Source organism: Synergistaceae bacterium (assembly GCA_021372895.1).
GTDB lineage: Bacteria > Synergistota > Synergistia > Synergistales > Synergistaceae > JAJFTP01.
The window spans coordinates 62076-89053 of sequence record JAJFTP010000095.1 but is presented as its reverse complement, the minus strand read 5'-3'; the positions used below and the strand labels follow the sequence as shown (position 1 = coordinate 89053).

Below are 26978 nucleotides of genomic sequence, written 5' to 3'. Positions count from 1 at the left end.
GGGAGCCGCGCCGTCCTCCCTCGGACGCGGCGCAGGAAATAATGATCCGGAAGAATGGGGCAGGCTTGAAATACTTCACAAAGGAAGCGTTATCTGTCTCATAGGAATAGGCAGCACGACAGAGCTTATGCTAAAGGCTGCGCTGATCATTAAGGAAAAGAAATCTATTGACGCAACAGTAATTGATTTGCGATTCATAAAACCTCTTGATTTCGAAGGTCTGGCTCCCCTTATAGCTGCGCATACAACTATCATCACCGCGGAAGAGGGCTACATCGCGGGCGGCGTCGGGGAAGCTATAGCCAAATTCGCAGGCGAAAGCGGCCATGTAGGCGAGGTCATCAACATCGGAGCCCCTGACATCTTCATCCGCCATGCGACAAGGGCGGAGCAATGGGCGGAATGCGGTATGACTCCCGAAGATATCGCAGCTTTATGTACAGATAAATGAAGCCTAAACTTGTAAGGATAGATAAGCTTCTGGTAGACAAAAGGCTAGTTGATTCAAGGACCCTCGCCCAGAGATATATAGAGGCGGGGAGGGTCTTTGTTGATGGACAAATGGTAACAAAGTCTGCCTCTCAAGCGTCATCTGAGGCTAAAATCGTGATAGACGCACCGGAAAAACCATGGGTTAGCAGAGGAGCTTATAAACTTATAAAAGCACTCGATTTTTTCGGCATAGACCCCTCCGGGAAAATATGCATAGACATAGGGGCCTCTACCGGAGGATTCACGGATGTCCTCCTCTCCAGAGAAGCAAAGCTTGTGTATGCGGTTGACGTGGGATATGGGCAGCTCGCGTGGAAGCTGCGCACAGACCGGCGCGTCGTCGTTATGGAACGCACAAATGCGCGGTTTCTGACACAAGATATGATAGGAGGAGAAAAAGCGGATATAATTGTCTCAGACGCGTCATTTATCTCCCTGAAACTCCTTTTAAAACCTCTGCAGGAGCTTCTAAAACCTGATGGAAGGATGGTCGTCCTCGTAAAACCGCAATTTGAGGTGGGGAAAGAACATGTGGGCAAAGGAGTCGTTTCGGATCCATCGCTTCATGCTTCTGTAATAAACTGCCTGTCGGAGTTTATTGAAAATGAAACGAAAATGGAGCTTCTTGGAAAGACTTTTTCCCCGATCAGAGGTCCGGAGGGAAACATAGAATTTCTATTTTTTCTTGGAATAAAAGGATGCCGCATTAACGCGCCGCAGGCGGATGACACAGAGAAGCTGGTGGCGGAAGCGCACAAAATGACAGCGTCAGTCAGGGAAAATGAAAGAGGGTCGGTCGATCATGCAGGCAAATAACATTGGATTGCTTTTCAACACTCAAAAACCGGAAGCAACAGACCTTGCCGGACGCCTATGCGCATGGGGCAGGAGCGAAGGGATCAATTTTATGCTGCCGCCTCATGAGGCTTCCGTACTCGGCATACCTGAGATACCTGACAATATATGGCGCGAGGAAGTTGCATTTGCGGTAATACTCGGAGGAGACGGCACATTCCTTCGGGCCGCAAGATATACCTTCGGATACCCGATCCCGCTTTACGGCATAAACCTTGGAAGGCTTGGCTTTCTCGCAACAGGGGACCCTGGATCCGCAAAAGAAGACATAACGGCTATACTTGAAAACAAATACACGCTCCAACACAGGGACCTTCTGAAGGGGATTGTATGGCGCGGAGGGCGTGCTGTCCATGAGCTCCATGCTCTCAATGATCTGGTCATCTCAAAGGGCAATATTGCGCGTGTTATAGACCTGGAGGTAAGGGTGGGAGAAGAAATTTTATCTCTCTTTCTTGCTGACGGCCTTATACTCTCAACTCCCACCGGTTCAACGGCCTATGCCCTTTCAGCCGGCGGGCCGATAGTCCCGCCGCACGTCAAGTGCATGTTGCTTGCCCCTATATGCGCGCACACCCTCTATGCCCGTCCTGTCGTCCTGGGAGGCACCGACAGGGCCGTCGTGATACCCAAAGGAGATGCAAGGAGCCTGATGCTGACTCAGGACGGCCAGCTTGGATATGAGCTCCTACCCGATGATTCCCTTGAGGTTACCCTCGACCCCGATATATATGTCAACACCATTCAGCTCAACGACAGAAGCTATTACGACCTGCTGAGGGAAAAACTGCGCTGGGGGTTCAATGGGATTACGGACGGAGGAGATTAGCGTTGATAGAGGAGCTTCGTGTACGCGGGGTAGGAGGAATAAAAAAAGCACAGCTTTATTTTAGAGGTGATTTTATAGTTATTACGGGAGAAAGCGGCTCGGGGAAGAGCAGCTTAGTAAGGGCGCTTGAATTTATTGCCGGCAAAAGGGCTCAGGTAAATCACATCCACGCACTCGAAGACTTATCCGACGTACAGGTAATTCTCTCGACGGATCATATCCCGGAACTGCCGGACGAATACCAGCCGCAGGAAAACATCCTCATTGCAAGGAGAACATTCAGTCGCAGCGGGCGCGGCCGGTGTACTCTGCAGGATATGCCGGTAACTTTGAACCTTCTATGTTCTGTAATGGAGAAAGAAGTGGTGATCCAAAGCCAGTTTGCACAGCTTGGCCTGCTTGAGCCGTCGAAACAGCTTGAACTTGTGGACTCATGCGGAACGGCAGAGCTGAAAAACATACGTTCTGAGCTGGAAAAAACATTTAACGAAACACTTTCGACGGAACGACAGATACTTGCGCTAAGGAAACGCCGCAAAGAGACGGAAGAGCGGTTCCAGGATGCGGAGACCATACTGAGGCAGATCCGTGCGCTGGAACTTTCCGCTGACAGCGAGAAGGAATGGGAGTCCGAGCTCAGGTCTCTGGATTCAAAATCAGCTCGAAGCGAGGCGCTGCGTGCTATTTCAGAGAAATTCTCAGGCGGCGCAGCAGGCGGCGGAATTATAGAGGAACTAGAAAATCTCAGCAGGAACATATATGCCAATGTCTCCAGAACCGAAGGCGAATGGCATGAATGTATAGAAAAGATGCTTTCTTCGGCGCTGGAACTATCAAAGATGTTACAGGCAGAACTTAACAGCGCAAGCGCAAGGGAAAGCATAGAAGAATCTAAAGAAAAACTTGAAAAAAAGATAGGCATTGTCCGTAAAATCAAACGGACGCTAAATTTGGCGAATTGTGCCGACATACTTGGTTATGCGGATGAAGCGGAGCATGAAATATCATGGCTTAAGGGCAGTCACGGCGAACTTGGAGAACTGGAGCGCAGATCTGCGGAGCTTAGAAAAGAAACGGCGAGGCTTGCGATGGAGCTGCGCAGGATAAGAAAAGATACGGCAAGGGCTCTTGCGGCGGAAGTTAACAGCCACCTCAGAGAGCTTGCCATGGATTACGCCTCGTTTGAAATTGAGATAGAAGACCAGGACAGGATACGTTCATCCGGTGCCGAGAACGCTTCCTTTAAGCTCCGCCTTCCGGACCAAAACCCGCTGCCAGTAGGGAAAACAGCTTCTGGCGGAGAATTAAGCAGGATATTGATAGCGCTCCAACTTTCTCTTGGCGATGACAAACTGCCCGGGACACTTATTTTTGATGAGGTGGAGGCCGGACTGGGCGGAAAGACCGCATTGCTTGCGGGATATAAACTCCGTCAGCTTGCAAAACGCTGCAGAACGATACTTATAACTCATGAGGCAACCATAGCCGCCATGGCCGATCAGCATTTTCTTGTAAAAAGAAACGGCGATGAGACCATCATTTCAGAAATAAGCGGGACCGAGCGCGAAAGAGAAATCGCCCGCATGCTCGCCGGCGACGAAACATCACCCGAAGCTCTCGAACATGCCAGAGTATTACTTGAAAACTCTGCACTTCATCTGCTCTAACGTAAACGTCAAACCATCCGTATATGTGTGTCATTGACTAAAGCCTTGATAATCTATATAATACACAGGTTATAGAATACGCTTGGTGCAGGCTTTTAAAGTCGTAAGGCTGCCTGACACGCAGCGGAGGGAGGAACATACAAGTATGTATGCAGTTATCGAAACAGGCGGCAAGCAGTACAGAGTATCCGCAGGAGACAAATTTCGGATGGAGAAGCTCAATGCGGAAGAGGGTTCACAGATATCATTTGACAGGGTGCTTCTTCTCGGCAAAGACGACGGACCGGTTGTCGGAACTCCTTATGTAAGCGGGGCAGTCGTTACCGGCAAAGTGCTTGAGCATGGCAAAGACGACAAGGTCATCGTTTTTAAGTACCGCAGAAAAAAGAACTATCGCAAATTCCGCGGACACCGCCAGCAGTATACAGCAATTGAAATACAGGGAATTACCTGCTAGAGGGGGATATTGAGTTATGGCACATAAAAAAGGACAAGGAAGCAGTACCAACGGCCGCGACAGTCAGCCGAAATATCTTGGTGTAAAACGCAGCGACGGTCAGTTTGTCAATGCGGGAACGATTATTGTCCGCCAGCGCGGCACAAAATACCATCCGGGACATAACGTAGGGCTAGGCCGTGATTTTACTCTGTTTGCGCTTATAACAGGCAAGGTCCGTTTTTTGACAAGAGCAAACCGTAAGGTCATAACAGTAGAACCTGAAACACTTTAATATAACGCAAAATGACAGTCATTTCGGGGGGCCATGTTCACAGGCCCCCATTTATGGTATTTACAGGGACGAGGTAATTAAATGAAGTTTATAGATTCTGTTCGTATTTCCGTTAAGGCAGGCCGGGGCGGAAACGGTTGCATGAGTTTTTTAAGAGAGAGATTTAAACCCAACGGCGGCCCTGACGGCGGCAACGGAGGCAGGGGCGGGAGTATAATATTTGAAGCCACAACCAACATACAAACGTTGGCCGACCTTGAATACCAGCGCAATATAAAAGGATCAAACGGTGCACATGGCAGCGGGAACGCAAAAAACGGCGCAGCCGGCAAGGACACGATCCTCCATGTTCCGTGCGGGACTATAATATATGATGCAAAAACCGGAGAAGGGCTGGCAGATCTCGTTGAGCCCGGAGACCGTTTTCTTGCTGCAAGGGGCGGCAGGGGAGGCAGAGGCAACAGATATTTCTCAAGTTCGGCACGCAAAGCTCCAAGATTCTGCGAAAACGGAGATCTTGGAGAGGAAGCGGAGTTTAAGCTGGAGCTGCGTCTGATTGCCGATGTTGGTCTTGTGGGACTGCCCAACGTCGGGAAATCGAGCATCCTTGCTGCGATATCCAACGCGCAGCCTAGAATAGCAGACTACCCGTTCACTACGCTTTCACCAAATCTGGGCGTGCTGACTACAGGATATGAGCAAGTTGTAATTGCCGACATTCCGGGCCTTATAGAAGGAGCCCATATGAACAAGGGCCTAGGGCTTGAATTCCTGAGACATATCGACCGCTGCAGACTTCTGATACATGTATTGAGTCTGGAATGCGGCGATTTCGATGCGATGATCGATGAGCTGGAGACAGTTCGCAGTGAAATGCGCCTATACGATGACAAACTTGCAGACCGCCCATATTTTGTTGTGGCAAACAAAGTTGATGAACTTAATGGACCCGATGAACTTACCTGCAGACTCAGAGAACATTTTAAATCACAGGATATACCTTTCTGTGTGGTCAGCGCCTTAACAGAAGAGGGTATCCCGGAAATGGTAAAACAGATCATAACCTTTACTGATGCAAATCCCAGGCCGCACAGCGAGGTCAGGCTCTATGCCCTGGAAACCTCAAATGAAGATAAGGTCCCGGTACGGCGCAGAAATAAAATACAGATAATACGCCTGCATGGAGGTGGGTACAGGATCATGCACCGCCAGCTTGAAAAAGCAACAGAGCGGTATGATATGGGGCAGGATGAGAATGTAGCAAGATTTACCCTCCTGCTCCGTAAATACAAGGTTGAGCAACTCCTGGAGGCGGCTGGAGCAAAAGATGGCGATTCTGTCATAATAGGCTATAAAGAATTTAATTTTTATCCGGATTACTACCCTTCTGATTTTCCGGACGACGATCCTGACGAAACAGCGGGATCTCAGGTCCCTGGCGAAGAAGAGTAATTCAGAGTGGATAATATGGATAACAGCCGTAAGAGACGCATAGGCATAATGGGCGGAACTTTTGACCCTATCCACTATGGGCACCTTCGTGCGGCAGATGAAGCTCACGCTGCATTTGAACTGTCCGAAGTTCTTTTTGTACCAACGGGACAGCCGCCTCATAAAACAGGCCAGCATATAACATCGGCAGAGGACAGATACATTATGACCGTCCTTGCCACTGTTGATTGCCCATATTTTGATGTCTCCCGGATCGAAATAGACAGGATCGGCAACAGCTACACTATAGAAACACTGAGGACTCTGCGGAAGATGCCGGAATATATTGATACGGAGTTTTATTTTATAACCGGACTCGATGCAGTTCTGGATATCGTTTCATGGAAAGACCCAGAGGATATTATGGGCATGTGCAAGTTTGTAGCGGTCAGCCGCTATGGGTATACACACAAGCGCATGGAGGAACTCCCTGACGAACTGAGGACAGCAATTATACCGCTTGAAATACCTTTGCTGGCAATTTCCAGCACCGAGCTCAGAGACAGAGTAAAAAACAACAGGAGCATACGCTTCCTGGTCCCTCCTTCGGTCGAACACTTCATAAGAAAAAAACACCTTTACAAAGAAAATAACCGCAGCTGGAGGACTGACCTGTGAAATTATCCAAATCAATGATCCTTATAGTTTTGTGCGGAATACTTGCTATTGCGGCAGGGTCAGGTCTCCGTTTATATTTCGCGCTTCATGCAAAATCCGGAGACATATACAGCGAAATAGCAGATGCGATCGGTCCGGGGACCCCACAATACGCAGCATTGAAGGAACAGGGACGCTTCAACATCCTCGTTATGGGAGAGGATAACGTCGACGGCTCCAGGCGTTCCGATACGATATTATTTGCCACAATCGATATAGATGATAAAAATATGAGGATCCTCTCGATACCCAGGGATACGCGGGCAGAGATCCCCGGACACGGTGTACAGAAAATTAACCATGCCTTCGCCTATGGCGGCGTAGATCTTATGAAGGCCGCTATCGAAAAATACATCGGACAACCTATCCTTTATTACGTTATAGTCGATTATGACAGCTTTCCTGCGTTTGTAGACATTTTGGGCGGGGTAGAGATCGATGTCCAGAAAAAAATGCGCTACAAAGACAGAGCAGGCAAGCTAGATATCAACATAGAGCCCGGCAAACAGCTTATGAATGGGGAGACAGCGCTGCACTTCGTGCGCTTCCGGAAGGATGCGCTCGGCGACATAGGGCGCGTACATCGTCAGCAGCAGTTTCTAAAGGCCCTTATCAAGAAAGTATATGACCCCCGTATAATAGTTAAGATACCTGAACTTACCGCACAAATTGTTAAAATATTCAAGACTGACATGTCTCCAAAACTTGCAGTGCAACTTGCCGGCTTTGTTCAGAACGAGCTGGGGCGCGACCGCATCTTTTTCTCCACACTGCACGGTACGGCAGCTACAATCAACAATCTGAGCTATTGGCTCGGTGATGTCAAATCCGCAAATGCATTTCTCAATGCACCGGTTGAGGAATTGATCTCAGGCGACATAGATGAAAAAAGTGCGGACAGCAACTTTGCCGGTCTTTCTCTGGCATATTCAAACGCAATGGACGAGACTCCCGGCGATGGTAAAGCAGCGGTTATAAGCGGTGATAAAAAAAGCAAAGGACCGGAAATGACTAACGAGCAGCTTTTTGCGCTCATAAAATCAATGCCGGAAGCTGTTGCTGTCCTTAATGGCACAGGCAAACCCGGAGTCGGAGAAGAAGTAGCCTCAAGGCTGCAAAAAATGGGAATTGATGTCGTCCACACAGGAAATGCAAAACACTTCGACTATCGCACAAGCAACGTAGTTTACCCGGTAAATGCGGATAAGAATGTAACTGACACAGCAAAGACACTCGGAAAGCTGCTGGAGGTCCCCAATAACCTCATAAGAGCCAATAAGCAGGCGTTCTACGCCTCTATAATAGTCGGACATGACAGCTACAGCCTCATCAAACGCCTCGACAGGCTGGTTGAAATAAGCAGCAAATAAAATTTCAAGAGAGAGATGAAAAAAATGAAAGATAACAACAAGACCATTGAAGAGTTTTACGAGCCATACAGACCTCTTGTAGACGCGCTTCTGGACAAACACGCGCTTGAGGTTACGGTACATAATCTAAGCGAAGTCTCCGGGTTTACTGAAGCATTCATAGTCGCAATCGCACGTTCAGACCTTCACGCCAGGACACTCAGGGACACGGCTGGCGATATGCTGGACGAGATGGAGCTTCCTCATCGTGTTGAAGGAGAGGAAAGCAGCCGCTGGTGCCTTATGGATGCGGGACATCTGGTCGTCAATATTTTAAGCCGTGAAGGGCAGGAGTATTACCGTCTTGATTCACTATGGGGAGACGCGCCATCACTTAAATTCAAAGATACGGATGAATGATATTTTAATTTAGAGATTTTAAAAAGGGCATATCATGAAAAAAATTGCCATTTACGGTAAAGGCGGCATAGGCAAATCGACGGTTACAAGCAATCTTTCCGCAGCTCTCGCAGCCAGGGGATATAAAGTCATGCAGATAGGTTGTGACCCTAAGGCAGATTCCACTATAAATCTTCTCAATGGAGAGGCTCCTGAACCTGTGATGAACCGCCTTCGAGAGCAGGACGGCGATCCTGTCGCGGAGGACATTGTAAAGATCGGATTCGGCGGCGTGCTGTGTATTGAAACCGGCGGTCCGACTCCGGGTTTGGGGTGTGCGGGACGCGGCATCATAGCCACATTCGGCCTGCTGGAGGAACTTGATATTTTTGGCAGATACAGACCGGACATAGTCCTTTACGATGTACTCGGCGACGTAGTATGCGGCGGATTTGCCGCGCCGATCAGGGAGGGCTATGCAGAAGAAGTCCTTATAGTTACCTCTGGGGAGAAGATGGCGCTGTTTGCCGCGAATAACATCAACACCGCAGTCAATAATTTTGCAGACAGCGGTTATGCAAAGGTAATGGGAATAATACTGAACCGCAGAAACGTAGAGGACGAAGAGAAACACGTACGTGCCTTTGCGGATAAGGCGGGCCTGCAGATCATTGCAGACATACCACGCGACAGGAATATACAGTCTTATGAGAACATCGGTAAGACGGTTATAGAAGGGGACCCCTTGCTTCCAATAAGCCAAATATTTTTTGAGTTTGCCGATCGTATTATGAATGACCCGCAAGGAATTTCATGATGGCTGACGACCCCTTCTTTGCAACGATAAAAGAACTTGCCGTTCGCAGGCAAGGCGGACTGATGAACCAAACTGTGCCGCGCTGTCACCTGCATTATAACTCACCGGGCGCCAGCGGATTCGGTGTTAAACGCACGGGGCTGCTGTTGCCGGAGGCAATGATGCTAATGGTCGCACCAGGCTGCTGCGGCAGACATGGGACAATTGCGGGGAATGAGACAGGCTTCGCCGACCGCATATGTTACATGCACATGGACGAACGGGACCTTGTAACAGGACGTCATCTTGCACGAATTTCCCAGGCAGCGAAAGAGATATGCGACTCGACAAAACCCCGCCCTAAAGTTTTGATGATCTGTACCAGCTGCATCGATGCCCTGCTTGGTACCGATCTGGAACGCGTCTGCCGAAAAGCCGAGCAAACTTGCGGCATCCCTGTAGTTCCCGCCTATATGGATCCTATAACGCGAGAAGGGAAAAAACCACCCATGGCATCAATACAGCAGTCTCTGTACTACTGTCTTAAACATTCGGAACAAAGATCCGACACGGTAAACCTCCTGGGTAATTTTGTCCCTCTTGATGATGACTGCGAACTCCGGCTTCTTCTGAGCCAGGCAGGAATACAGAGGATGAATCAGATATCCGCCTGCCGCACATTTGAAGAATATATGGAGATGGGACAGGCATCTTTGGATCTGGTACTGACATCGCTTGCAATCCCGGCGGCAGAAGATCTTAAAAAAAAACTTGGGATCCCATACCACCGCCTTGAGCATCTTTATGACATAAACGCAATAAGGGAACAGTATTCTCTTCTTGCCGAAACATTAGAATTTAAATTAAATGATACCCAATATTATGATGAAGCCCGGCACGCAACGGAAATATTTTCAAAGCAACATCGCGGTATGAAATTTGCGGTGGGGCAGACAGTAAACGGTAACCCCTTTGAAATTTCTGCGGCTCTCATTAAATACGGCATGGAGGTCCCCTTCATATTCACTCACATGATAAACGAAGAGGATCGCCGCTATATCCGCATGCTCAAGGTATCAAGCCCTGAAACACGCGTATATTCCAGCGTATATCCGGCAATGCTCAATTACAGCAATGCGATGTCCGGCGCAGACGTCGCGATCGGCCTTGACGCAGGATATTATTTTCCAGATGCTGTGTGCCTCTCATGGAACACAGAACGCCAACCATTCGGCTACAGAGGCCTGATCTCCCTGTTGAGACAGATCGAAGACAGCATCGCAAACCCCAAGAGTCACAGAGAACAGATGCACGGTTCCTATCTGGTAATTTAGGAGGCTTTTAATGAAAGGTCTGTTCAAATTTTTGGCTCCGTTTGCCCCGGATTATTCCGGCGCTGTTTCCGTGCTCTTTGAGCTTGGCGGCCTGATCGTAGTATATGATGCGGGTGGATGCACAGGAAATATTTGCGGCTATGATGAGCCGCGTTGGTATGGAAGTAAAACTGCCCTATTTAGCGCGGGCCTCAGGGATATGGATGCGATATTTGGCCGTGATGACAAGCTGTTAGATAAAATCGCCGATGCAACAGATAACATCCGATGCAGTTTTATAGCAATAATATCCACTCCGGCGCCATCAGTAATCGGGACTGATTTCAAAGCGCTGACCCGTGTTTTGCGCGGTCGCACCGAACTCCCTGTATTTGCAGTCGAAACGAATGGGATGGAGCTTTATGATAAGGGGCAGGAGAAGGCATATATGGAGCTCTTCAAAACATTTGCAAAAGACAAAACAGGGCAGGGGCAAATGCCCGATATAGGCATCATAGGCGCGACACCTCTTGATATGCCTGGCCTTCACAGCGCAGAATATATAACGGGCCTTCTGAAAGATTGGGGATATAAAAAACCGGCATGTTATGGTATGGGGGCCGGACTGGAGGAAATAAAAAAAGCGGGAGAAGTCTTGTGTAACCTCGTTGTGTCGCCATCGGGCCTTAAGCCGGCAAAATTTCTTAAAGAAAAATTCGGCACGCCATACATAGCCGGATTCCCATTTGCCGGTACAGAGGACGCCCTGAGGATAAAAATCAAAGAAGCTGCCGCAGGAAATGACGACGGACATAATAATATCAAAGCGCATGGCGCAGTGAACATGGCAAGCTCAGATGATAACGACAGTCTGCTGGTAATAAACCAGCAGGTGGTGGCGAATGCAGTGCGTGAATCCCTTCGGATAAAGAGCGGATCTCAGCATGTTGATGTCGCCACCTGGTTTATGTTTGATAAAACCATTTCAGAATCAGGCGATGCCGTATTAAAAGAAGAGGACGACCTCCGTGCGCTTATCACAGGACGCGGATATAGGGGAATAGTCGGAGATCCACTTTTTAAACGTGCCATTCCCGGCGAATGGCACGGTGTTTATTTTAACATGCCACACTACGCTGTCTCAGGCAGTCTCTATGATAGCAGCTGTTTTGAGGACCTTCTTCAGAACATAAAACTGTAACTGTATCCGGCAAATCATCGGTAACAAAAAAACAGCGCGTATATGGCAGATTTATTTTGCAATTACCGTGCTTATGTCGATTTTATTTCTCTGAAGCCCATTTTCAAGCATAAAGGTCTGAGTCCTTTCAAGCTCCTCTATATCCGTTTTATGTATGACCGGATCAAAATCGTACCATGGATACATGGCGTTCACAGCTTCCATCGGCAGGCCTGTTTCCTTCTGTGTCATTGCCTTCGCTTTATCAGGGTTCTTTTTTATCCATGCAAGTGTTTTTTTATGCGCAGCCATAAACCGGGTGATCACCTTGGGATACTCCTTCATGTATTTGGCGGTCGTAGCAATGACTATGGTCGCATCGATCAGGCCTTCGCCGTTTGTCAGCATTCTCGCGCCGGAAGCCAGCGATGTATATGCCGCAGGGCCCGCCATAAGGGCGGCATCGACGCTCCCATTCTCCAGAGCGCTCCCTGCTGCTGGGATACCCATCACAATGTGATCAACGTCCTTTATCGTCATGCCTTCTTTGGCAAGGGCTGCCGCCAGGAGCTGGTGGAGGATCGTCCCCTTCGGGCCTGCAACTTTTTTACCCTTAAGATCTCTCACAGTCTTTATTGATGGATCTTTGACGACTATCATAAATGCCTTGGGGGCACGTGAATATATGGCAAAGATCTTTATGTCCAGGCCCTCGGATGCTGCAAGTATTGCAGAAGTGGCCCCCAGACAGCTGGCTATTCCGATTTCACCGGAGGCGAGAGCAGCGGTCTGCTGTGGCCCCTGAGTAAGTTCAGGAAAACTTAAGGAGACCCCCGGAAAACTTTTTTCAAATATTTTGAGTTCTTTTGCCACGATCGAAGGGATGTTAAGGGGGGCTTTTACATAGGTAATTCCCAATTTTGCAGGGAAATCCGCCGCAAGCAGAGGAGCAGCAATAAAAAACATTGCTGAAACAACGACTAATGCATAAATTATTAAACTTTTCTTTTTCATGATGATATTCTCCCTTTTATATATATTGTTTTTAATAAATAGTTGCCTGCTTAGTTTATCCAAGCTGCTAAAATCTACAAAGACAAAAAAACGAGGAACCCCGCAAAGATAAAAGGCTCCTCGACGAAAATACAATTCTCGGCGGTCCTTTCTCTTTGCACGAAAAACCGCCCAAACTACGGGCCGAATACCTGCAAACAGATGGTTTCCAAGGAACTCATGCATCCGCCGCACCGAAAATTTTCAGTGGAGAAGATCAATGCACCAGCCCCTTTACTTGCTTAGTATAACCCTTTCTATAATAATTGGTCAACGATTATAAAATTATCTTATGTCTTATAATAATTCTTATGTTATGTTTATGATATAATAAAATCTATGGATATCTCAGATAACTGCAGCTTTTGCTATCGCCAGAAAACTGTCCGGCTCCAGTGAAGCTCCGCCTACCAGCACGCCGTCAATATCCTCCTGCGAAAGGATGTCACCGGTGTTCTCTGGTTTTACGCTTCCTCCGTAAAGGATCAGGACTTTATCAGCGATCACTTCACCGAATGTATCGGAGATGATCTTTCGGATAAAAGCACAGACTTCCTGGGCATCTTCTTTGCTTGCAGTCTTTCCGGTCCCTATAGCCCATACCGGCTCATAAGCTATTATAACTTGATCTCCGACAGCGGACGGATCCATAGACTTAAGTCCGGCAAGGAGCTGTTTTCTGATCACATCGAAAGTGTTGCCTGATTCCCGCTCCTCAAGCATCTCTCCGACGCAGAAGACCGGGGTAAGGCCTCCGCGAGTCGCAGCTATTACCTTCTTGTTAAGTTCTTCGTCTGTCTCGCGGAATATATGACGGCGTTCACTATGTCCTATAATAACATGGGTACATCCAACTTCCGTGAGCATGGGCACTGATATTTCGCCGGTAAACGCTCCGCTCTTCTCCCAGTGGACATTTTGCCCACCTATAATTATTGGGGCAGTTTTTTTAGCTTTAATTGCAGCATCAAGGGATATTGAAGGGGCAAATATTGCTATTTCCATATTTCCTGCGCTTATATCCGAGGAAATATCACTTGTCATTGAAAGATCAGAAGCAAACTTAATCAAAAACTCCCTTGTCTCAGCCGGCCCCTTAAACATTTTCCAGTTTCCGGCTATGAATCTTCTGCGCATAACAAATTCCTCCTCATATAGATAAAGGCGATCTCAGCTCTCTATCGAGAGTTTATGCCGAAATCGCCTTTGATCAACGGTATTCTCTTATTCAGCTATTACATATGGTTCTATCCCAGGGAGCATCTTCCCTTCAAAGAACTCAAGGCTGGCTCCCCCGCCGGTCGAAACATGTGAAACCTTATCATCGTAATGAAATTTTGCCACCGCAGCAGCAGAATCCCCACCGCCCACTACGGTGAGGGCGCCAGCAAGGGTTGCATCAGCAAGTGCTTTTGCCACAGCCTGAGTACCGGCTGAAAATGCCGGCATCTCGAAAACACCCATAGGACCATTCCAGAGCACGGTCCTCGCTGGAATTATTGCCTTTCTGAAGGCATCTGCTGTATTAGGACCTATGTCAAGCCCCATCTTTCCTGCAGGCATTTCATATGCTGAGACAATTTCATACGGCGAATCAGAGTCAAATGAATCCGCAACAACCACATCCGACGGAAGTAATATATTTACTCCAAGCTTCCCTGCTTCTTCGAGCATCTTCGCCGCAAACTCAAGCTTGTCTGTTTCACAAAGTGATTTTCCTATTTCATATCCCTGGGCTTTCAAAAACGTGAATGCCATTCCGCCGCCTATAAGTATTGAATCCACTTTAGTCATCATATTTTCGACTACTGCGATTTTATCAGATACCTTGGCGCCGCCAAGAACCAGTACAAATGGTTTACTTGGATCATCCCTGACAGCGCTTAGCATCTCTATTTCCTTCAGAATGAGGGAGCCGGCATATGACGGCAGGACATCCGCAATGGCCCTTGTCGAAGAATGTGCCCTGTGTGATGCGCTGAACGCGTCCATTACGAAAATATCAAATCCGGCTGCAAGTTTTTCGGCAAACGCGATGTCGTTTTTTTCTTCCTCCGCATGGAAGCGTACGTTCTCCAGCAAAAGGATATCTCTGTCTTTCCACGATGCCACAGCCGAAGCAACTTCCGGGCCTACGCAGTCAGGCACAAATTTTACGTTCCAGCCGGTGATTTTTGCGAGTTCTTCTCCTACTGGCGCAAGGCTGTACTTGAGCTCGAACTTCCCCTTTGGCCTGCCGAGGTGGGAGATCAGGGCGATCCTGGCACCCGCATCCAAGAGCGCCCTTAGCGTTGGAAGATGTGCTTCGATGCGTGTCACATCGCTGACCTTTCCATCCGCTATCGGGACATTGAAGTCCACCCTGACTAAAACTTTTTTACCGGCAACATCGCCTGGAGAAAAAGTTCTCAGCTGCATGGATCTACAGCCCCTTTGAGAGTATATATTCTGCCAGGTCAATTACCCTGTTGCTGTAAGCCCATTCGTTGTCATACCACGAAAGCATTTTCACCATATTATCGCCAATGACCATAGTATGTTTGGGTGCAAAAATCGATGAATGGCTGTCTCCGACAAAGTCCATAGAGACAAGGTCTTCAGGCTCATATGCGAGTATCCCCTTAAGCGGGCCCTCAGAATATTCTTTCATTGCCGAATTTACCTCGTCTACAGTCACCGTCTTTGCAAGTACTACTGTGAGATCTACAACCGAAACATCGGGAGTGGGAACGCGAAGTGCAAAACCGTTAAGCTTTCCCTTAAGTTCAGGCATAACCTCTGATATAGCCTTTGCTGCGCCTGTGCTGGTGGGAATGATCGAAAGCGCGGCTGCTCTTCCGCGCGAAGGCGTCTTCTTATGCGGGAAGTCAAGCGTAACCTGATCGTTTGTGTATGAATGGACCGTGTTCATTAATCCATGAAGGATCCCAAACTTTTCTTGAAGAACCTTGCAAAGAGGTGCAAGGCAGTTGGTTGTGCACGATGCGTTTGAAATGATGTTATGCTTTGAGGGGTCATAAATTCCCTCGTTTACACCCATAACGATCGTAGCGTCCTGATTTGTGGCGGGTGCTGAGATAATGACCTTCTTTGCTCCCGCTTCGATGTGTGCTTTCGCTGTGTTCGCGTCAGTAAAACGTCCGGTCGACTCGATAACGAGATCTACTCCAAGCTCTTTCCAGGGCAGCTTGGAGGGATCCGGCTCCGCTACGGCCTTGATCCTCTGCCCATTTACCACAAGATGGTCTCCGTCGATCAAGACCTCTCCGGGGAAGCGGCGGAAAACAGAGTCGTATTTGAGCAGATAGGCAAGAGATTCCGGCGGTGTAAGATCGTTGACAGCCGCAACCTCAAAAAGATTCTCCTTCCCATTCATGAAAAAAGAACGGAGCGAAAGACGACCAATACGTCCAAAACCGTTAATTGCAACCTTGTACTTTGCCATAAAAACTGCCTCCTTATTTTTGTCCGCAAATACTTTGTGAATTTACCGACATAGATTATTTATCAGTATGTTTTGATTGTGCAACCATATCACGTTTAAGTCAAATAGAATTTATCCCTTTGTCTTTTTTAGTCATCGAATTGAAGATCTTCGTGCAACACCCTCAAAAGTTCGCCAAGGGACATTGCGCTCAATACATCACCATGCGGCCTGTAAGGCATTATTCCGTCAAAGATCTCTGCCACTCCGCCAAGACAGCCGTGCCTGATGTGTGAATTGAAAGGCCTCATAAATACCCACCCCAGATCTCTTCTGGTTGGGTTATGCTTGATATATGCGGAGATAAACTCTCCGAGAAGCCAGGGCCAGGCCATTCCGCGGAAACGGGCTTTTATCCTTTGATCCGGTCTTCCTTCCGCACGCCCCTTAAATTTCTCCTGATGCGGATCCAGTGTTCTCAACCCGTAGGTCGTGTAAAGCTCATTCCAGCAAAGCGTTATGACTTTTACAGCCATATTGTCGGACAGTGGGCTGAATGGCAACGAGACAGCCAATATCTGGTTGGGACGGATCGCCGTTTCACATTTCGGGCATTCGGGATCGACGTAATCATAGAGTCCGTTTACTTCGCTGTTCCAGAATACCTCACAGAACGACTTTGCGCAGATTTCGGCCGCCGCGGCATATTTTTTTACAGCGTCCGCATCTTCAAAAATTCCGGCATACTTCTCCGCGACCTTAAGCGCGTTGTACCATAGAGCATTCACTTCTACCAGGTATCCTTTTCTAGGAACCACGATCTCTTCGCCGGCTATGGCATCCATCCAATGCCTCAGTGGATTGTCCGTATCTACTTTAAGCAGCATATTCTCCCCGCAGGTCAGATCAAGGTCGGGGATACCATCCATATAACGGTCTGTTATTTGTTTTACAGCGTTCCATAAATCTTTATGATTAACAGACTCATCCCCTATATGCGACATGTATTTGTCTGTCGCGTAGATGAACCAGAGCCCGTTGTCAACACCTTCAAAAACATAAGTGCCGTCGGATGCGAGACGTTCAGGCATCACCCATGAGTTTTTTTCGCATATATCCGACCAGAATTTGAGCGTACGCTCTGCAACATCTTCCCTGCCCGTCGCCAGGGTCAGCCCCGGCAAAGATACGAACGTATCCCTGGCCTTGAACTCAACGGAAGGATATCCTGTATATATCGGTGAAACAGGATATTCCCTGTCGTCAATCAGATGATAAGATGCGAATATCATATCCTGCTCGGCGCTGCTGAATGCCGGAAGGTTCGCCCGTTCAAGTATATTTTCAAATCTATCGGCAGCCTCTTTTTCCATTTCGGCCAGTTCATCCATTGAGAAGGACTGAGGGGTATCAGAGAGCACAACATAGATTACTTCTCCCTGGGAAATTTCATTTGTTACAAACCCTGGAGACCATAGATGATCGACTGAGGGAGAATCAGCCCTGTCGTCCTGCTCGTATATCAGGTTCTCAAACCAGAGAGGCTTGATCGACCATGTGCCGGAAGTAACGGAACAGTAGCTTGAATGTCCTCTTCCTTTTACGCCGATCCTCGAAGTGTCCTGCTGCTCCACCTCAAATTCATTTTTTTCTGAGTCGGAATAAACCTCGCTGCTGATCCTGTGGGCAAACAACGGGCGCAAATCCAGACGAACCTTGTCCGGGGCCGCAAGAAGCTCGTATTTGAGAATCGTACACGCCTTACCGGCCGGCATGAAAATTGATTTCTCTAGGAGTATACTGTGAATAACGAATAACATGCTTGGAAACGGATTTCCCTGATATTCCTGAAAATATCTGTATCCGTCGGGATAAACAAGGTCTTTGTAGCGGTTGGTGGAAAGCTGGTATTTCTTGCCGTTTTCGAAAAGGGTCTCTTCAATTTTGCTGACAAGAACTGAGTGCTGCCTTTCTCCCTCGGGACGGACAACGAGGAGACCGTGCTCCCTTCTGGTGTTGGCTCCTATAACAGTGGAGAACCCGTAGCTTCCACGCCCGTTGGAAACAAGGAACTCTCTGCCCGCCCCCTTATCGTAGGTGTTAACATCTGCCTTTCCCAAGTACATGGCCACCATCCCCTTTCAACATCTTATTCAATATATTCTCCAATTTTCTCCATCTATATTCTACCGTACTTTTGCTAATAGGTCTCGGCATACTTTGCCCCAGTTCCTTCAGAGAAATGCTGGGGCTTGATTTTCTTGCACGGATAAGTTCCCTTAGTCCTTCAGGTAATTCTTCGACAATCCCATACTCTTCAAGCTGCCTTATCAGCGCCATCTGATTCTGGGCGGCCTGTACGCTCTTGTTGATATTTGCGGCATCACAGTTGACCAATTTATTTGCATGGCTGCGCATTGAACGATATATCGCTGTCTCTTCCAGTTCCAGAGCGCTCTGAACAAATCCCAGCCTTGAAAGAAACGTTACTATCTGCTGCTGGTCACGCAGCATGATCTCGCGCGTACCGCCTTTTTTCCTTACTCCCAGTGAAAACCCGGCCGATTTCAGTATGCCCTGGATCCTCTCTGCACTTCCATTGCCTTCAGGTGGACGCAATACAAGATGATATCCGGCTCTTGGTATGTAAAGCGCACCGCAGCTCCCCCACAAACCGCGCACCCAGTTCCAGTTGCGGGCTCTTCTGCCAAGTCTTGCACTTCTCGTAAAAATCTCCTCTGCAAATCCGCGGCTTACGCTAAAAACAATGCGGCCGCGCTGCTGCTGAGTATGGATAAGCCTGATGCCCCTGGAACTGTCACTGTTCTGATCCTGAAAACCGGATAAAGCCCAAAGCCGCAATAACCGTCTGACAGCAAACAGGCGGCTACATGTAAAGTAGTAATCTTCTACATGTTTTTTATAGGAGAGTCCATCAAATATCCCCGCTATTTCATCTTCTACCGGTGGGACCAGCGGAAATGAGGTCCATTCGTCCCAGATAGTACGGTTAAGACGTTCCATCTAATAAAGCTCTCTCTTTTCCCTGCTCTCCCTTGCAAGACGTATGATCGTCTCAGAGAGGCTCTGTGCATTATGTCTCAGATAGACCCCATTCTTTATCTCAACGTAATCACCATAAATAACTGTGGTACCAAGAGACTCAAGATATTTTTCCTCCCGTGTTGAAAGATAAAGCGGTTCAGCTCCGATTTTGCTGTAGCGTGACAGATATTCCTCCGGTATCGGCGCCTGATTTGCAAGCAGGTAATCCGGAACGGTTCCAAGAACACTGGCCACCCAGTCAACATGAGCAAGTATATTCATCCCCTCAGTCTCTTTCGGCTGAGTTACCAGGTTGGCAACATAAACAATAGGGACCTGTGACTCCCTCAGTAACAGAGATATGTCTTTCAGAAGAAGGTTAGGGAGTACACTCGTAAACAGACTGCCGGGGCCAAGCACAATAAGGTCGGCACTGCTGAGCGCCTGTTTTACACCTTCAAGGGGCTGCGCATTAGAGGGTTCGATCCATAGTTTAGCAAGCCTGCTTCCGTTATCGGATATTTTCAGCTCTCCGCTGAGCAGCTCACCATCCTCCGTCTCCCCCTTCAGGGTCACTGTTTCTGTTGTCACGGGCAGTACCTGTCCTCTGATAGCAAGAAGTTTGTTCAGCTCTTCTACCGCACGCTGAAAATCACCCATCATCTCCGTAGTAGCAAGCAGTATCAGATTCCCAAGGTTATGCCCCTTTAGCTCGCCTCTGTCAAACCTGAAATTGAGCAGCCTGTTCAAAGAGCTGTCGTTCTCCGCAAGGGCAACTATGCAGTTTCTGATATCCCCCGGCGGCAGCATGCCCCACTCCTGCCTCAGGCGTCCTGAGCTTCCGCCTTCATCTGTGACAGCAACAACAGCAGTAATATTGCGCGTAAATCCCTTAAGCCCGGAAAGAAGCGTTGATAGACCTGTTCCGCCACCGATTGCAACTATCCTCGGCCCAAAAGAAAGTCGGTATTCTATAGCACTGTTCATTATCCCATGACGCATTGAAGCGCTTTTCTTTCTTTTTCTTCCCCTGCCTGATGATATAACGTAAAATGAAGCCGCGGCTGCTGCAATCAAAATAACAAGGGACAGGAAAACATACGCGTTGTTCATATCGGCGAGCTCCCTTTACCTATGTCCCTATGACTTATAATGACATTGTTGCCATGCTTTCTAAGGAGTGAGGCTATCATTTCTGCTACAGCGACAGAACGGTGCCGGCCTCCCGTACAGCCGATCGCGATATGAAGCTGTTTCTTGCCGGTACTGCTGTATACAGAAGAGACAAATTCCAGAAGAGCCTCAGCTTTGGAAATAAACTCTTCTAGCGAATCAAAATCTGACAGGTATTTTTGAACAGGCTTATCCTTGCCTGAAAACAGATGGAGTTCGTCAACATAGTTTGGATTTGGCAGGAAACGAACATCCAAAACATAATCAGAATCCTGGGGGATCCCGTATTTAAAGCCGAAAGAACTGATGATCACAGACAGCTTTTCTGAGGACATGCCCATCACATCCAGAAGCTTAGCTTTAAATTCCGGCGTCTTCAGGTCTGAGGTATCGATCACGGTATCGGCACTTTTTTTTATCATGCGTAGCAGCTCACGTTCCTTAGCTATCCCTCCGAGAATAGTTGTGTTCGCAGCAAGGGGATGCATGCGCCTTGTCGTTTCAAATCTTCTGAGAAGGCACTCATCTGAAGCATCGACAAAGAGTATTTCGAGTTTTCCTACTTTTTTCCTAATAAATGGAAGCACGTTTTCTAAATCGTTCAGCAGTTCCCCTCCGCGGACATCCATAACAGCCGCTACACCGCTGGATACAGCCGACGGATGGGATACAAGCACATCTAGCAGCTGCGGGAGCAAGGTCGGAGGAAGGTTGTCTATCGCATAAAATCCCTGATCCTCAAACACGTTCAGTGCGGAAGATTTACCTCCGCCAGACATTCCCGTGATAATTACGCAACGTTTGATCTGGTAAGTGCGGCCTTGGCTTTCCACAGAGGACACCTCCCCTTACGTTTATTAAGTATTATTAATACGGTTTTTAACTCAACTTCCCCACCTCTTGCTATTAGTGGATTCAAAACCTCTGTTTTTCGTCTTCTCTGTATGTTATTCAGCGGAGAACCAGTGGCTCTAAAATATTGAAGTCGCTGGATTCCCGCTCAAAAGCATGCGGGAAAGACGGTGGGAAAGTTGAGTTTTTAACATTAAAAAGTTTCAGTGCTTATTATGATAATGATCGCTAATGACCGCCGCATTCTCCATCCCAGCCGGCAAGTGTCTCAACTCCGTGCCTCAGTCCGGCAGCAATTGCCTCAAAGCACTGTCTGGCCCCGCGCTGACTGCCTGGGAATGCTATCACGAGAGTGCCTTTCCTTATTATTGATATGCTTCTGGTGAGAAAAGCCCTCTCTGTATGGATAAGAGTACGAGCTCGCATTATCTCTCCAAACCCTGGGACAACTTTTTCCGCTATCGACTGGAGAGCCTCCGGTGTAACGTCCCTTGGAGAAAGCCCGGTACCTCCGGTTGTAAGGACAAGATTAAAACCATTGTCGCACCAATCCTTCACCGTATCTGCTATAACTTCTGCCTCATCGGGAACTATCTTACGATCTTCAACGATGCCGCCAAGCGCAGATATCAGGTTTTCAAGCTCTGGTCCGGCGGTATCCTCTCTTTCTCCGCGGCTGCCCTTATCACTGACAGTCAGCACGGCTGTCCTCAATGGATGCCATACCTGAACAGGGGCTGACACGCTTAAAAAACCAGGAGTAATTACGGCAAAAGATTTCCTGGCTTGATCCCACCTCAAGAGTGTCTCGCCTTCTCCGACCGCAATAAAATGTCCATCATTTATATTTGTTCCGGCAGGAAGCACTATGGTCATCGCTTTTTCTTCAGCCTCACCAGCCGGAGATCCTCCTGCAAACGCAAAATTGATAGCCATCGGCACTTCATTGACACAGCTCTCACCGGCCACATTTGTATGAACATAGCAGAGCGTATGATCGCCGATAAGTGATGGTGCGTAAAGCCTTAATATCCTCATCCTCATGCAGAATACCCCTTCTCAGCGGTCCATTCACCGCTCTTGCCGCCTGTTTTTTTCAACAGCCGAATGTCACGTATGACCATTCCCTTGTCAAGCCCCTTGCACATATCGTAAAAACAAAGAGCTGCAACCGAAACACCTGTCAATGCTTCCATTTCAACTCCGGTCACTTCGTTTGCCGTTGCCTTGCAGGTTATGCGGACCGACATGCTTTCACTTACGAGCTCACATTTCACGCTGACATTATCAAGCCTGATGTTATGGCATAACGGAACAAGTTCTGATGTCTTCTTTGCTCCAATTATCCCGGCAATCTCAGCTATGGGGAAAGGATCCCCCTTCTTTACATTGCCTGAGGAGACAGTTTGAAAAATAACATCCGGCAGGTCTATCCATCCCTCGGCCCATGCGGTACGGTTTGTGACGGGCTTCCCGCTTACGTCTACCAGAGTCGGACGTCCTTCTCTGTCAAAATGAGTGTATTCAGCCATATTCTCAGCCCCCGATACCAGACATATGAAGCTGACCGGTCCTTATGTCGTCCCAGCAGCGCGGTTTATTTATAATGCTTTCAATAATTATTTTTTTAACACCCTCAGTATCTCCACTGACAAGAAACGGCCGCAGAGATATCTCTGCGGCGCTGAAAAGGCAGAGCCGCAGATTTCCTGAAGCAGAGACCCTCAGTCTGTTGCAATTTGGACAAAAATGATTTGAAACAGCGGCTATTATGCCGATTGTATCTCCGCTTTTCTCGTTCCGGTAATAATTAGCCGGGCCATCCTCCGTAAAATGTCTGTTCTCCTGCAGCCAATGATCGGCTTCCGGAAGCATCTGCAATATTTCTCTGCCGCTTATGAAAGAACTCTTATTCCATACGCCATCCTCAAGAGGCATAAATTCTATGATCCTGAGGAGGAGCCCCTCTTCCTTTGAAAAACGCAGCAGATCTCCAATCTCGCCATCGTTGAATCCTCTGATGAGCACGGCGTTGAGCTTTATGTTTCTGATCCCGGCCTTTGATGCGGCCCTTATTCCTTCGATAACCGCATCAAGGCTACCCAATCTTGTGATAGATGCAAATTTTTCAGCATTGAGAGTATCAAGGCTTATGTTTAATGAATGTAATTTTATTTCCGCCAATGACTCGGCATACTGCCCCAACAAAGAACCGTTAGTGGTAAGTGCGATCTTTATTCCCGGTAATTGCTCCGTCAATTTGGTAAGAAACGGGACCAAATCCTTCCTCACAAGAGGCTCTCCGCCTGTGAATCTGAACTTACGGACGCCAAGATCCCATAAGGCCCCGCATAGCAGCGATATCTCCTCATAGCGCATGATATCACTGTGAGCCAGACATTTAACTCCTTCCGGCGGCATACAGTAAGTGCATCGGAAATTACATCTGTCAGTCACGGATATGCGTACATAATTCAGACGCCGTCCGTAAGCGTCAATCAGCTCGGCCATCTGTATCCTCCCATTCTTTCGACTGTATTTCTCCACTCCTCATCCTTAAGACTGTCAAGCAACGCGGCAATAGTAGGGTGTCCCATGTGCTCAGCCGGTATGACAAGTTCGTAAGGTTCTTCTGCGATAGGGATGAAATCCAGGCCGAGAGCATCAGCCGCAGATTTTATTCCAAGCGTTGCATCTGCAAGACCTGTATATACTCTGTTTGCGGCTTCCATATGCGTTATACACTGCTGCTCATATCCCCTTATCTCCGAAGGAGGCTTCCCCATCTGCTTCAGGCAATGGTCAAAAAGCACTCGGGTGCCGGCACCCGGCTGTCTGTTTGCGAATATATAATCTCCTTTGCAGAAATCCTCAAAACTGTGTATGTTATTTGGATTTCCTGACTGTACGATTATACCCTGCGTGCGATAAAAGACCAGAAAACGCTTCCATCTGCGCCCGTCCGCAAAATGTTCAATGAATCTGTCGTTGTATGTTCCATCTCTTTCATCCAGAAGATGCGCAGCCGCGAGATGACACTCTCCCCTGCTCAGGGCGGCAAGCCCGCCCATGCTGCCAACAGCCCTGGAGACAAAATCTCCGCCCCTGCGTCTGATGGGTGTTACAAGAAGCTGTATTGCCGGGTCATCGGACCCTTGAAAAAGTATGCGTTTATCCAGATCCACATCACGCGTCATCCACACAGAGACATCGGTATCTTTTTCACATTCAAGCGCTGACGGCGCCAGAAGGGCAATCCCATCCGCTTCGGCCAAAGCCCATAGGACGCTTGCACCTGACGTGAGAGCCCAGCTGTATGTGTTGTCCCCCACTCTGGCAGTCTTGACTCTCAGCCATTCCTGGATACCTGCGGGAGATGAATGTTGGACCAGCAGTTTAGTATGCCATGTATCCCTGCATCCGACAGCATCTTTCAACAAGGTCCAGTAATCATTATTTTTGAATGAAAGAAGGTTCAGCAAAGGATAGACCAGACTCCATAGAACTACTGCCGTGGACATCGGGAATCCGGGAAGACATATTACAGGTTTACCTTCCACACTGGCAGCCATCGCAGGCCGCCCGGGCTTCATCCTGAGCCATCGGAAAAGTACTTCCCCTGTTTCTTCAAATACCTTCAGAGTGTGATCCCTGCGACCCTTGGCGGAACCGGCGCCCACCAGTACTATATCGTAATTTTTGACTCCATCTTCGACCTTTTTCTTAAGTATTTCCGCGTTGTCGGGAATGATCGGTGATATGTCGATATCAAACCCCCACTGCCTGAACGACGCTTTAATAAACATAGAATTACTCTCTGCCACTGTCCCTGATTTGGGTTTTGGATCCGAAAGCCAGCTTTCTTTCGATATTATCTCATCTCCCGTAGGAATAAAAAGCGTCCTTGGCTTGCGTATCACAGGAACTCTTTCGATAGCCGCGCACAGAAAGAGAGATATAAGCGCCGGAGAGACGATATCTCCTTCCCTCGCGATTATCTGCCCCGCCATCACATCTTCCCCGAGAGGACGCACATTTGCAGAAGGTGTAAGGGTCTTGAAAACAAAAAGCCTGTCTCCTTCTATTGATGAATCTTCAACCATCAGCACTGAATTTGCCCACGAAGGTATATCAGCACCTGTGTTCACCCATACATATTTATCAGGAAGAAGTGAGACAGGGGTCGCCTGCGACGCTGTTATAGTACAGGAGGCATCCATGGCATAGCCGTCCACAGCGGATGCGGCATAGTGCGGGACATTTCTTCTTGCTGTTATATCACAAGAAAGGACAAGCCCGAGAGAATCTGAAATATCTGCCTCTGTACCGAATTCTTTCTGCTTATCCTTGAAAGCAGCCTGAAGAAGCACCCATGCATCTTCAAGAGATATATGTTCAGGGTATTTGGTTACCATGTCCACACCTCCACGATATCTCCGGCTCTCATCGTTTCACGATCCTCAGGTATTCTGATCAGCCCGTCAGCTGACGTCAACCCGGATACATACCCTGATTTCGCAAGAAGAGGAGAGACCCTCCCATCAGCCTTTATACAACACGGAGTAAATTCCTCCGGGCCCGATCTGGCAGTCAGATCTTTTGCAAGCTCAAGAAATAACCTGTTTCCATGCGTTTCATTCTCCGCACCTATAAGCAGCAGCAAAAGAGGAATAAGAATGACATAAGCTGCCGTAAGGCAAGACAAAGGATGTCCGGGCAGACTCACGACAAGTTTCTTTTTATCATAACAGCCTGCTATAAGAGTCGGTTTGCCCGGCACTATATTTACACCACGGACAAGAAGTCCGGGCGAAGGCAATGATTCCAGCACTCTGGAGCAATGATCCCTGACGCCCACAGACGACCCTCCGCTCAAGACAAGCACGTCACAATCCGCAAGCTCATCAGCAACTCTTTTCTCAAAAAGTACGCCATCGTCGGAGACTATCCCGCGGTATTCCGAGGCAAATCCATAACGCTGCAGCATCGCGCACAAAGACAATCCATTGGCATCCCTTATACAACCTGGCGGCAACGGAGAAACCTCCACCGGTACGATCTCATCACCTGTGCTGAGTAGATTTATTCGAAGGTCCACCGTGGAGACCTTATTTATTCCAAGAGTCGCAAGCAGGCTGACAGAGCGGAAATCAACAATATCTCCTCTCCCGAGTATCTGTTCTCCGACTTTTATCTCTTCTCCGGCTTTTATAATATTTTCACCTGACTGCACGCCTTTGCGTACTTCGACCCAACCGCCCGTAAGACAAGTATCCTCAAGCATAACAACTGAATCCGTGCCCTCAGGCAAAACGCCTCCGGTCGGAATAGCCGCCGCTTCTCCGCTAGAAATAAGGACATCTGGAATTATTCCCATTGTAACTTCGCCGATCTTGTTCAGAAAGGTTGGCGTACCATATGTGGCCGCCGATACATCCGAACTCCGTACGGCATACCCATCACGCAGGCTTCTGGTATAAGGTGGATAAGGCATATCGGATAACTGTGCATTGGAAAGTCTTCTCCCTATTGAATTTTCCAGAGGGATCACACGGAGATTCGTATCCCAGGGAAAACAGAGAGATCCAGACACATATTCCAGTGCCTGTAGCCTTGGTGTCACCTCTTTTACAAAACCTGCCATAAACTCAGCTGCCTTTCATCGATTGAAA

26 protein-coding genes are annotated in these 26978 nt (G+C 48.2%); 13 read left to right on the top strand and 13 right to left on the bottom strand.

Features of this window, described 5'->3' with window-relative positions; translation table 11 throughout:
* The 13 genes from LLF78_08605 to LLF78_08545 form a co-directional block, all read left to right on the top strand.
* Window positions 1-451, top strand: a 451-nt coding sequence (locus LLF78_08605) for a 1-deoxy-D-xylulose-5-phosphate synthase (protein ID MCE5202554.1), incomplete at its 5' end; no start/stop codon positions are given.
* Window positions 448-1308 (top strand): TlyA family RNA methyltransferase, encoded by an 861-nt coding sequence (locus tag LLF78_08600; GenBank protein ID MCE5202553.1) that lies wholly within the window; start codon window positions 448-450, stop codon window positions 1306-1308. The genes LLF78_08605 and LLF78_08600, both read left to right, overlap by 4 nt.
* The gene (locus LLF78_08595) at window positions 1295-2176 is read left to right on the top strand and encodes an NAD(+)/NADH kinase (GenBank protein ID MCE5202552.1); all 882 of its coding nucleotides are present in this window, start codon (window positions 1295-1297) and stop codon (window positions 2174-2176) included. The genes LLF78_08600 and LLF78_08595 overlap by 14 nt, the downstream gene beginning before the upstream one ends.
* Before the next feature lie 2 nt (window positions 2177-2178).
* On the top strand, window positions 2179-3843 hold the full coding sequence (locus LLF78_08590; GenBank protein MCE5202551.1) for an AAA family ATPase: 1665 nt from the start codon (window positions 2179-2181) through the stop codon (window positions 3841-3843).
* Between the two features lie 145 nt (window positions 3844-3988).
* Complete coding sequence (rplU, locus tag LLF78_08585; protein MCE5202550.1) at window positions 3989-4300, top strand: 50S ribosomal protein L21; 312 nt, start codon at window positions 3989-3991, stop codon at window positions 4298-4300.
* 16 nt (window positions 4301-4316) lie between these two features.
* Complete coding sequence (gene rpmA / locus LLF78_08580) at window positions 4317-4574, top strand: 50S ribosomal protein L27 (protein MCE5202549.1); 258 nt, start codon at window positions 4317-4319, stop codon at window positions 4572-4574.
* Between the two features lie 81 nt (window positions 4575-4655).
* Window positions 4656-6026, top strand: coding sequence for a GTPase ObgE (gene obgE, locus LLF78_08575; GenBank protein MCE5202548.1), 1371 nt, complete (start codon window positions 4656-4658; stop codon window positions 6024-6026).
* Between the two features lie 15 nt (window positions 6027-6041).
* Window positions 6042-6683 (top strand): nicotinate-nucleotide adenylyltransferase, encoded by a 642-nt coding sequence (nadD, locus tag LLF78_08570; GenBank protein ID MCE5202547.1) that lies wholly within the window; start codon window positions 6042-6044, stop codon window positions 6681-6683.
* Window positions 6680-8092 (top strand): LCP family protein, encoded by a 1413-nt coding sequence (locus LLF78_08565; GenBank protein MCE5202546.1) that lies wholly within the window; start codon window positions 6680-6682, stop codon window positions 8090-8092. The genes nadD and LLF78_08565 overlap by 4 nt, the downstream gene beginning before the upstream one ends.
* A gap of 24 nt (window positions 8093-8116) precedes the next feature.
* Window positions 8117-8491 carry a ribosome silencing factor gene (gene rsfS / locus LLF78_08560; protein MCE5202545.1) on the top strand — a complete coding sequence of 125 codons (375 nt, stop codon included), beginning with the start codon at window positions 8117-8119 and terminating at the stop codon, window positions 8489-8491.
* A gap of 34 nt (window positions 8492-8525) precedes the next feature.
* A complete protein-coding gene (locus tag LLF78_08555) occupies window positions 8526-9287 on the top strand; it encodes a nitrogenase iron protein NifH (GenBank protein MCE5202544.1) in 762 nt (253 codons plus the stop codon).
* A complete protein-coding gene (locus LLF78_08550; GenBank protein ID MCE5202543.1) occupies window positions 9284-10600 on the top strand; it encodes a nitrogenase component 1 in 1317 nt (438 codons plus the stop codon). Before LLF78_08555 ends, LLF78_08550 begins: the two co-directional genes overlap by 4 nt.
* 10 nt (window positions 10601-10610) lie before the next feature.
* On the top strand, window positions 10611-11780 hold the full coding sequence (locus LLF78_08545) for a nitrogenase component 1 (protein MCE5202542.1): 1170 nt from the start codon (window positions 10611-10613) through the stop codon (window positions 11778-11780).
* Window positions 11781-11831: 51 nt separating this feature from the next.
* On the opposite strand, the gene LLF78_08540 is transcribed toward LLF78_08545, so the two are convergent.
* The 13 genes from LLF78_08540 to LLF78_08480 all read right to left on the bottom strand — a co-directional run bounded on the left by LLF78_08540 (window position 11832) and on the right by LLF78_08480 (window position 26950).
* Window positions 11832-12773 carry an NrtA/SsuA/CpmA family ABC transporter substrate-binding protein gene (locus LLF78_08540; GenBank protein MCE5202541.1) on the bottom strand — a complete coding sequence of 314 codons (942 nt, stop codon included), beginning with the start codon at window positions 12771-12773 and terminating at the stop codon, window positions 11832-11834.
* Window positions 12774-13160: 387 nt separating this feature from the next.
* The gene (gene tpiA / locus LLF78_08535; protein ID MCE5202540.1) at window positions 13161-13949 is read right to left on the bottom strand and encodes a triose-phosphate isomerase; all 789 of its coding nucleotides are present in this window, start codon (window positions 13947-13949) and stop codon (window positions 13161-13163) included.
* Window positions 13950-14036: 87 nt separating this feature from the next.
* Complete coding sequence (locus LLF78_08530) at window positions 14037-15230, bottom strand: phosphoglycerate kinase (GenBank protein MCE5202539.1); 1194 nt, start codon at window positions 15228-15230, stop codon at window positions 14037-14039.
* Between the two features lie 4 nt (window positions 15231-15234).
* Entirely contained in the window at window positions 15235-16257 is a 1023-nt protein-coding gene (gap, locus tag LLF78_08525; GenBank protein MCE5202538.1) for a type I glyceraldehyde-3-phosphate dehydrogenase, read from the bottom strand.
* A gap of 128 nt (window positions 16258-16385) precedes the next feature.
* Complete coding sequence (locus LLF78_08520) at window positions 16386-18362, bottom strand: glycogen debranching enzyme N-terminal domain-containing protein (protein MCE5202537.1); 1977 nt, start codon at window positions 18360-18362, stop codon at window positions 16386-16388.
* Entirely contained in the window at window positions 18337-19260 is a 924-nt protein-coding gene (gene whiA / locus LLF78_08515; GenBank protein MCE5202536.1) for a DNA-binding protein WhiA, read from the bottom strand. Before whiA ends, LLF78_08520 begins: the two co-directional genes overlap by 26 nt.
* Complete coding sequence (locus LLF78_08510) at window positions 19261-20394, bottom strand: YvcK family protein (protein MCE5202535.1); 1134 nt, start codon at window positions 20392-20394, stop codon at window positions 19261-19263.
* Window positions 20391-21287: an RNase adapter RapZ gene (rapZ, locus tag LLF78_08505; protein ID MCE5202534.1), complete on the bottom strand. Its 897-nt coding sequence runs from the start codon at window positions 21285-21287 to the stop codon at window positions 20391-20393. The genes LLF78_08510 and rapZ overlap by 4 nt, the downstream gene beginning before the upstream one ends.
* 247 nt (window positions 21288-21534) lie before the next feature.
* Window positions 21535-22350, bottom strand: coding sequence for a MogA/MoaB family molybdenum cofactor biosynthesis protein (locus tag LLF78_08500; GenBank protein ID MCE5202533.1), 816 nt, complete (start codon window positions 22348-22350; stop codon window positions 21535-21537).
* Window positions 22347-22838 carry a cyclic pyranopterin monophosphate synthase MoaC gene (gene moaC, locus LLF78_08495; GenBank protein MCE5202532.1) on the bottom strand — a complete coding sequence of 164 codons (492 nt, stop codon included), beginning with the start codon at window positions 22836-22838 and terminating at the stop codon, window positions 22347-22349. The genes LLF78_08500 and moaC overlap by 4 nt, the downstream gene beginning before the upstream one ends.
* Window positions 22839-22842: 4 nt before the next feature.
* Window positions 22843-23817: a GTP 3',8-cyclase MoaA gene (gene moaA / locus LLF78_08490; GenBank protein MCE5202531.1), complete on the bottom strand. Its 975-nt coding sequence runs from the start codon at window positions 23815-23817 to the stop codon at window positions 22843-22845.
* Entirely contained in the window at window positions 23805-25721 is a 1917-nt protein-coding gene (locus LLF78_08485) for a molybdopterin biosynthesis protein MoeA (GenBank protein MCE5202530.1), read from the bottom strand. The genes moaA and LLF78_08485 overlap by 13 nt, the downstream gene beginning before the upstream one ends.
* Complete coding sequence (locus LLF78_08480) at window positions 25715-26950, bottom strand: molybdopterin molybdotransferase MoeA (protein ID MCE5202529.1); 1236 nt, start codon at window positions 26948-26950, stop codon at window positions 25715-25717. The genes LLF78_08485 and LLF78_08480 overlap by 7 nt, the downstream gene beginning before the upstream one ends.
* Window positions 26951-26978: the final 28 nt, after the last annotated feature.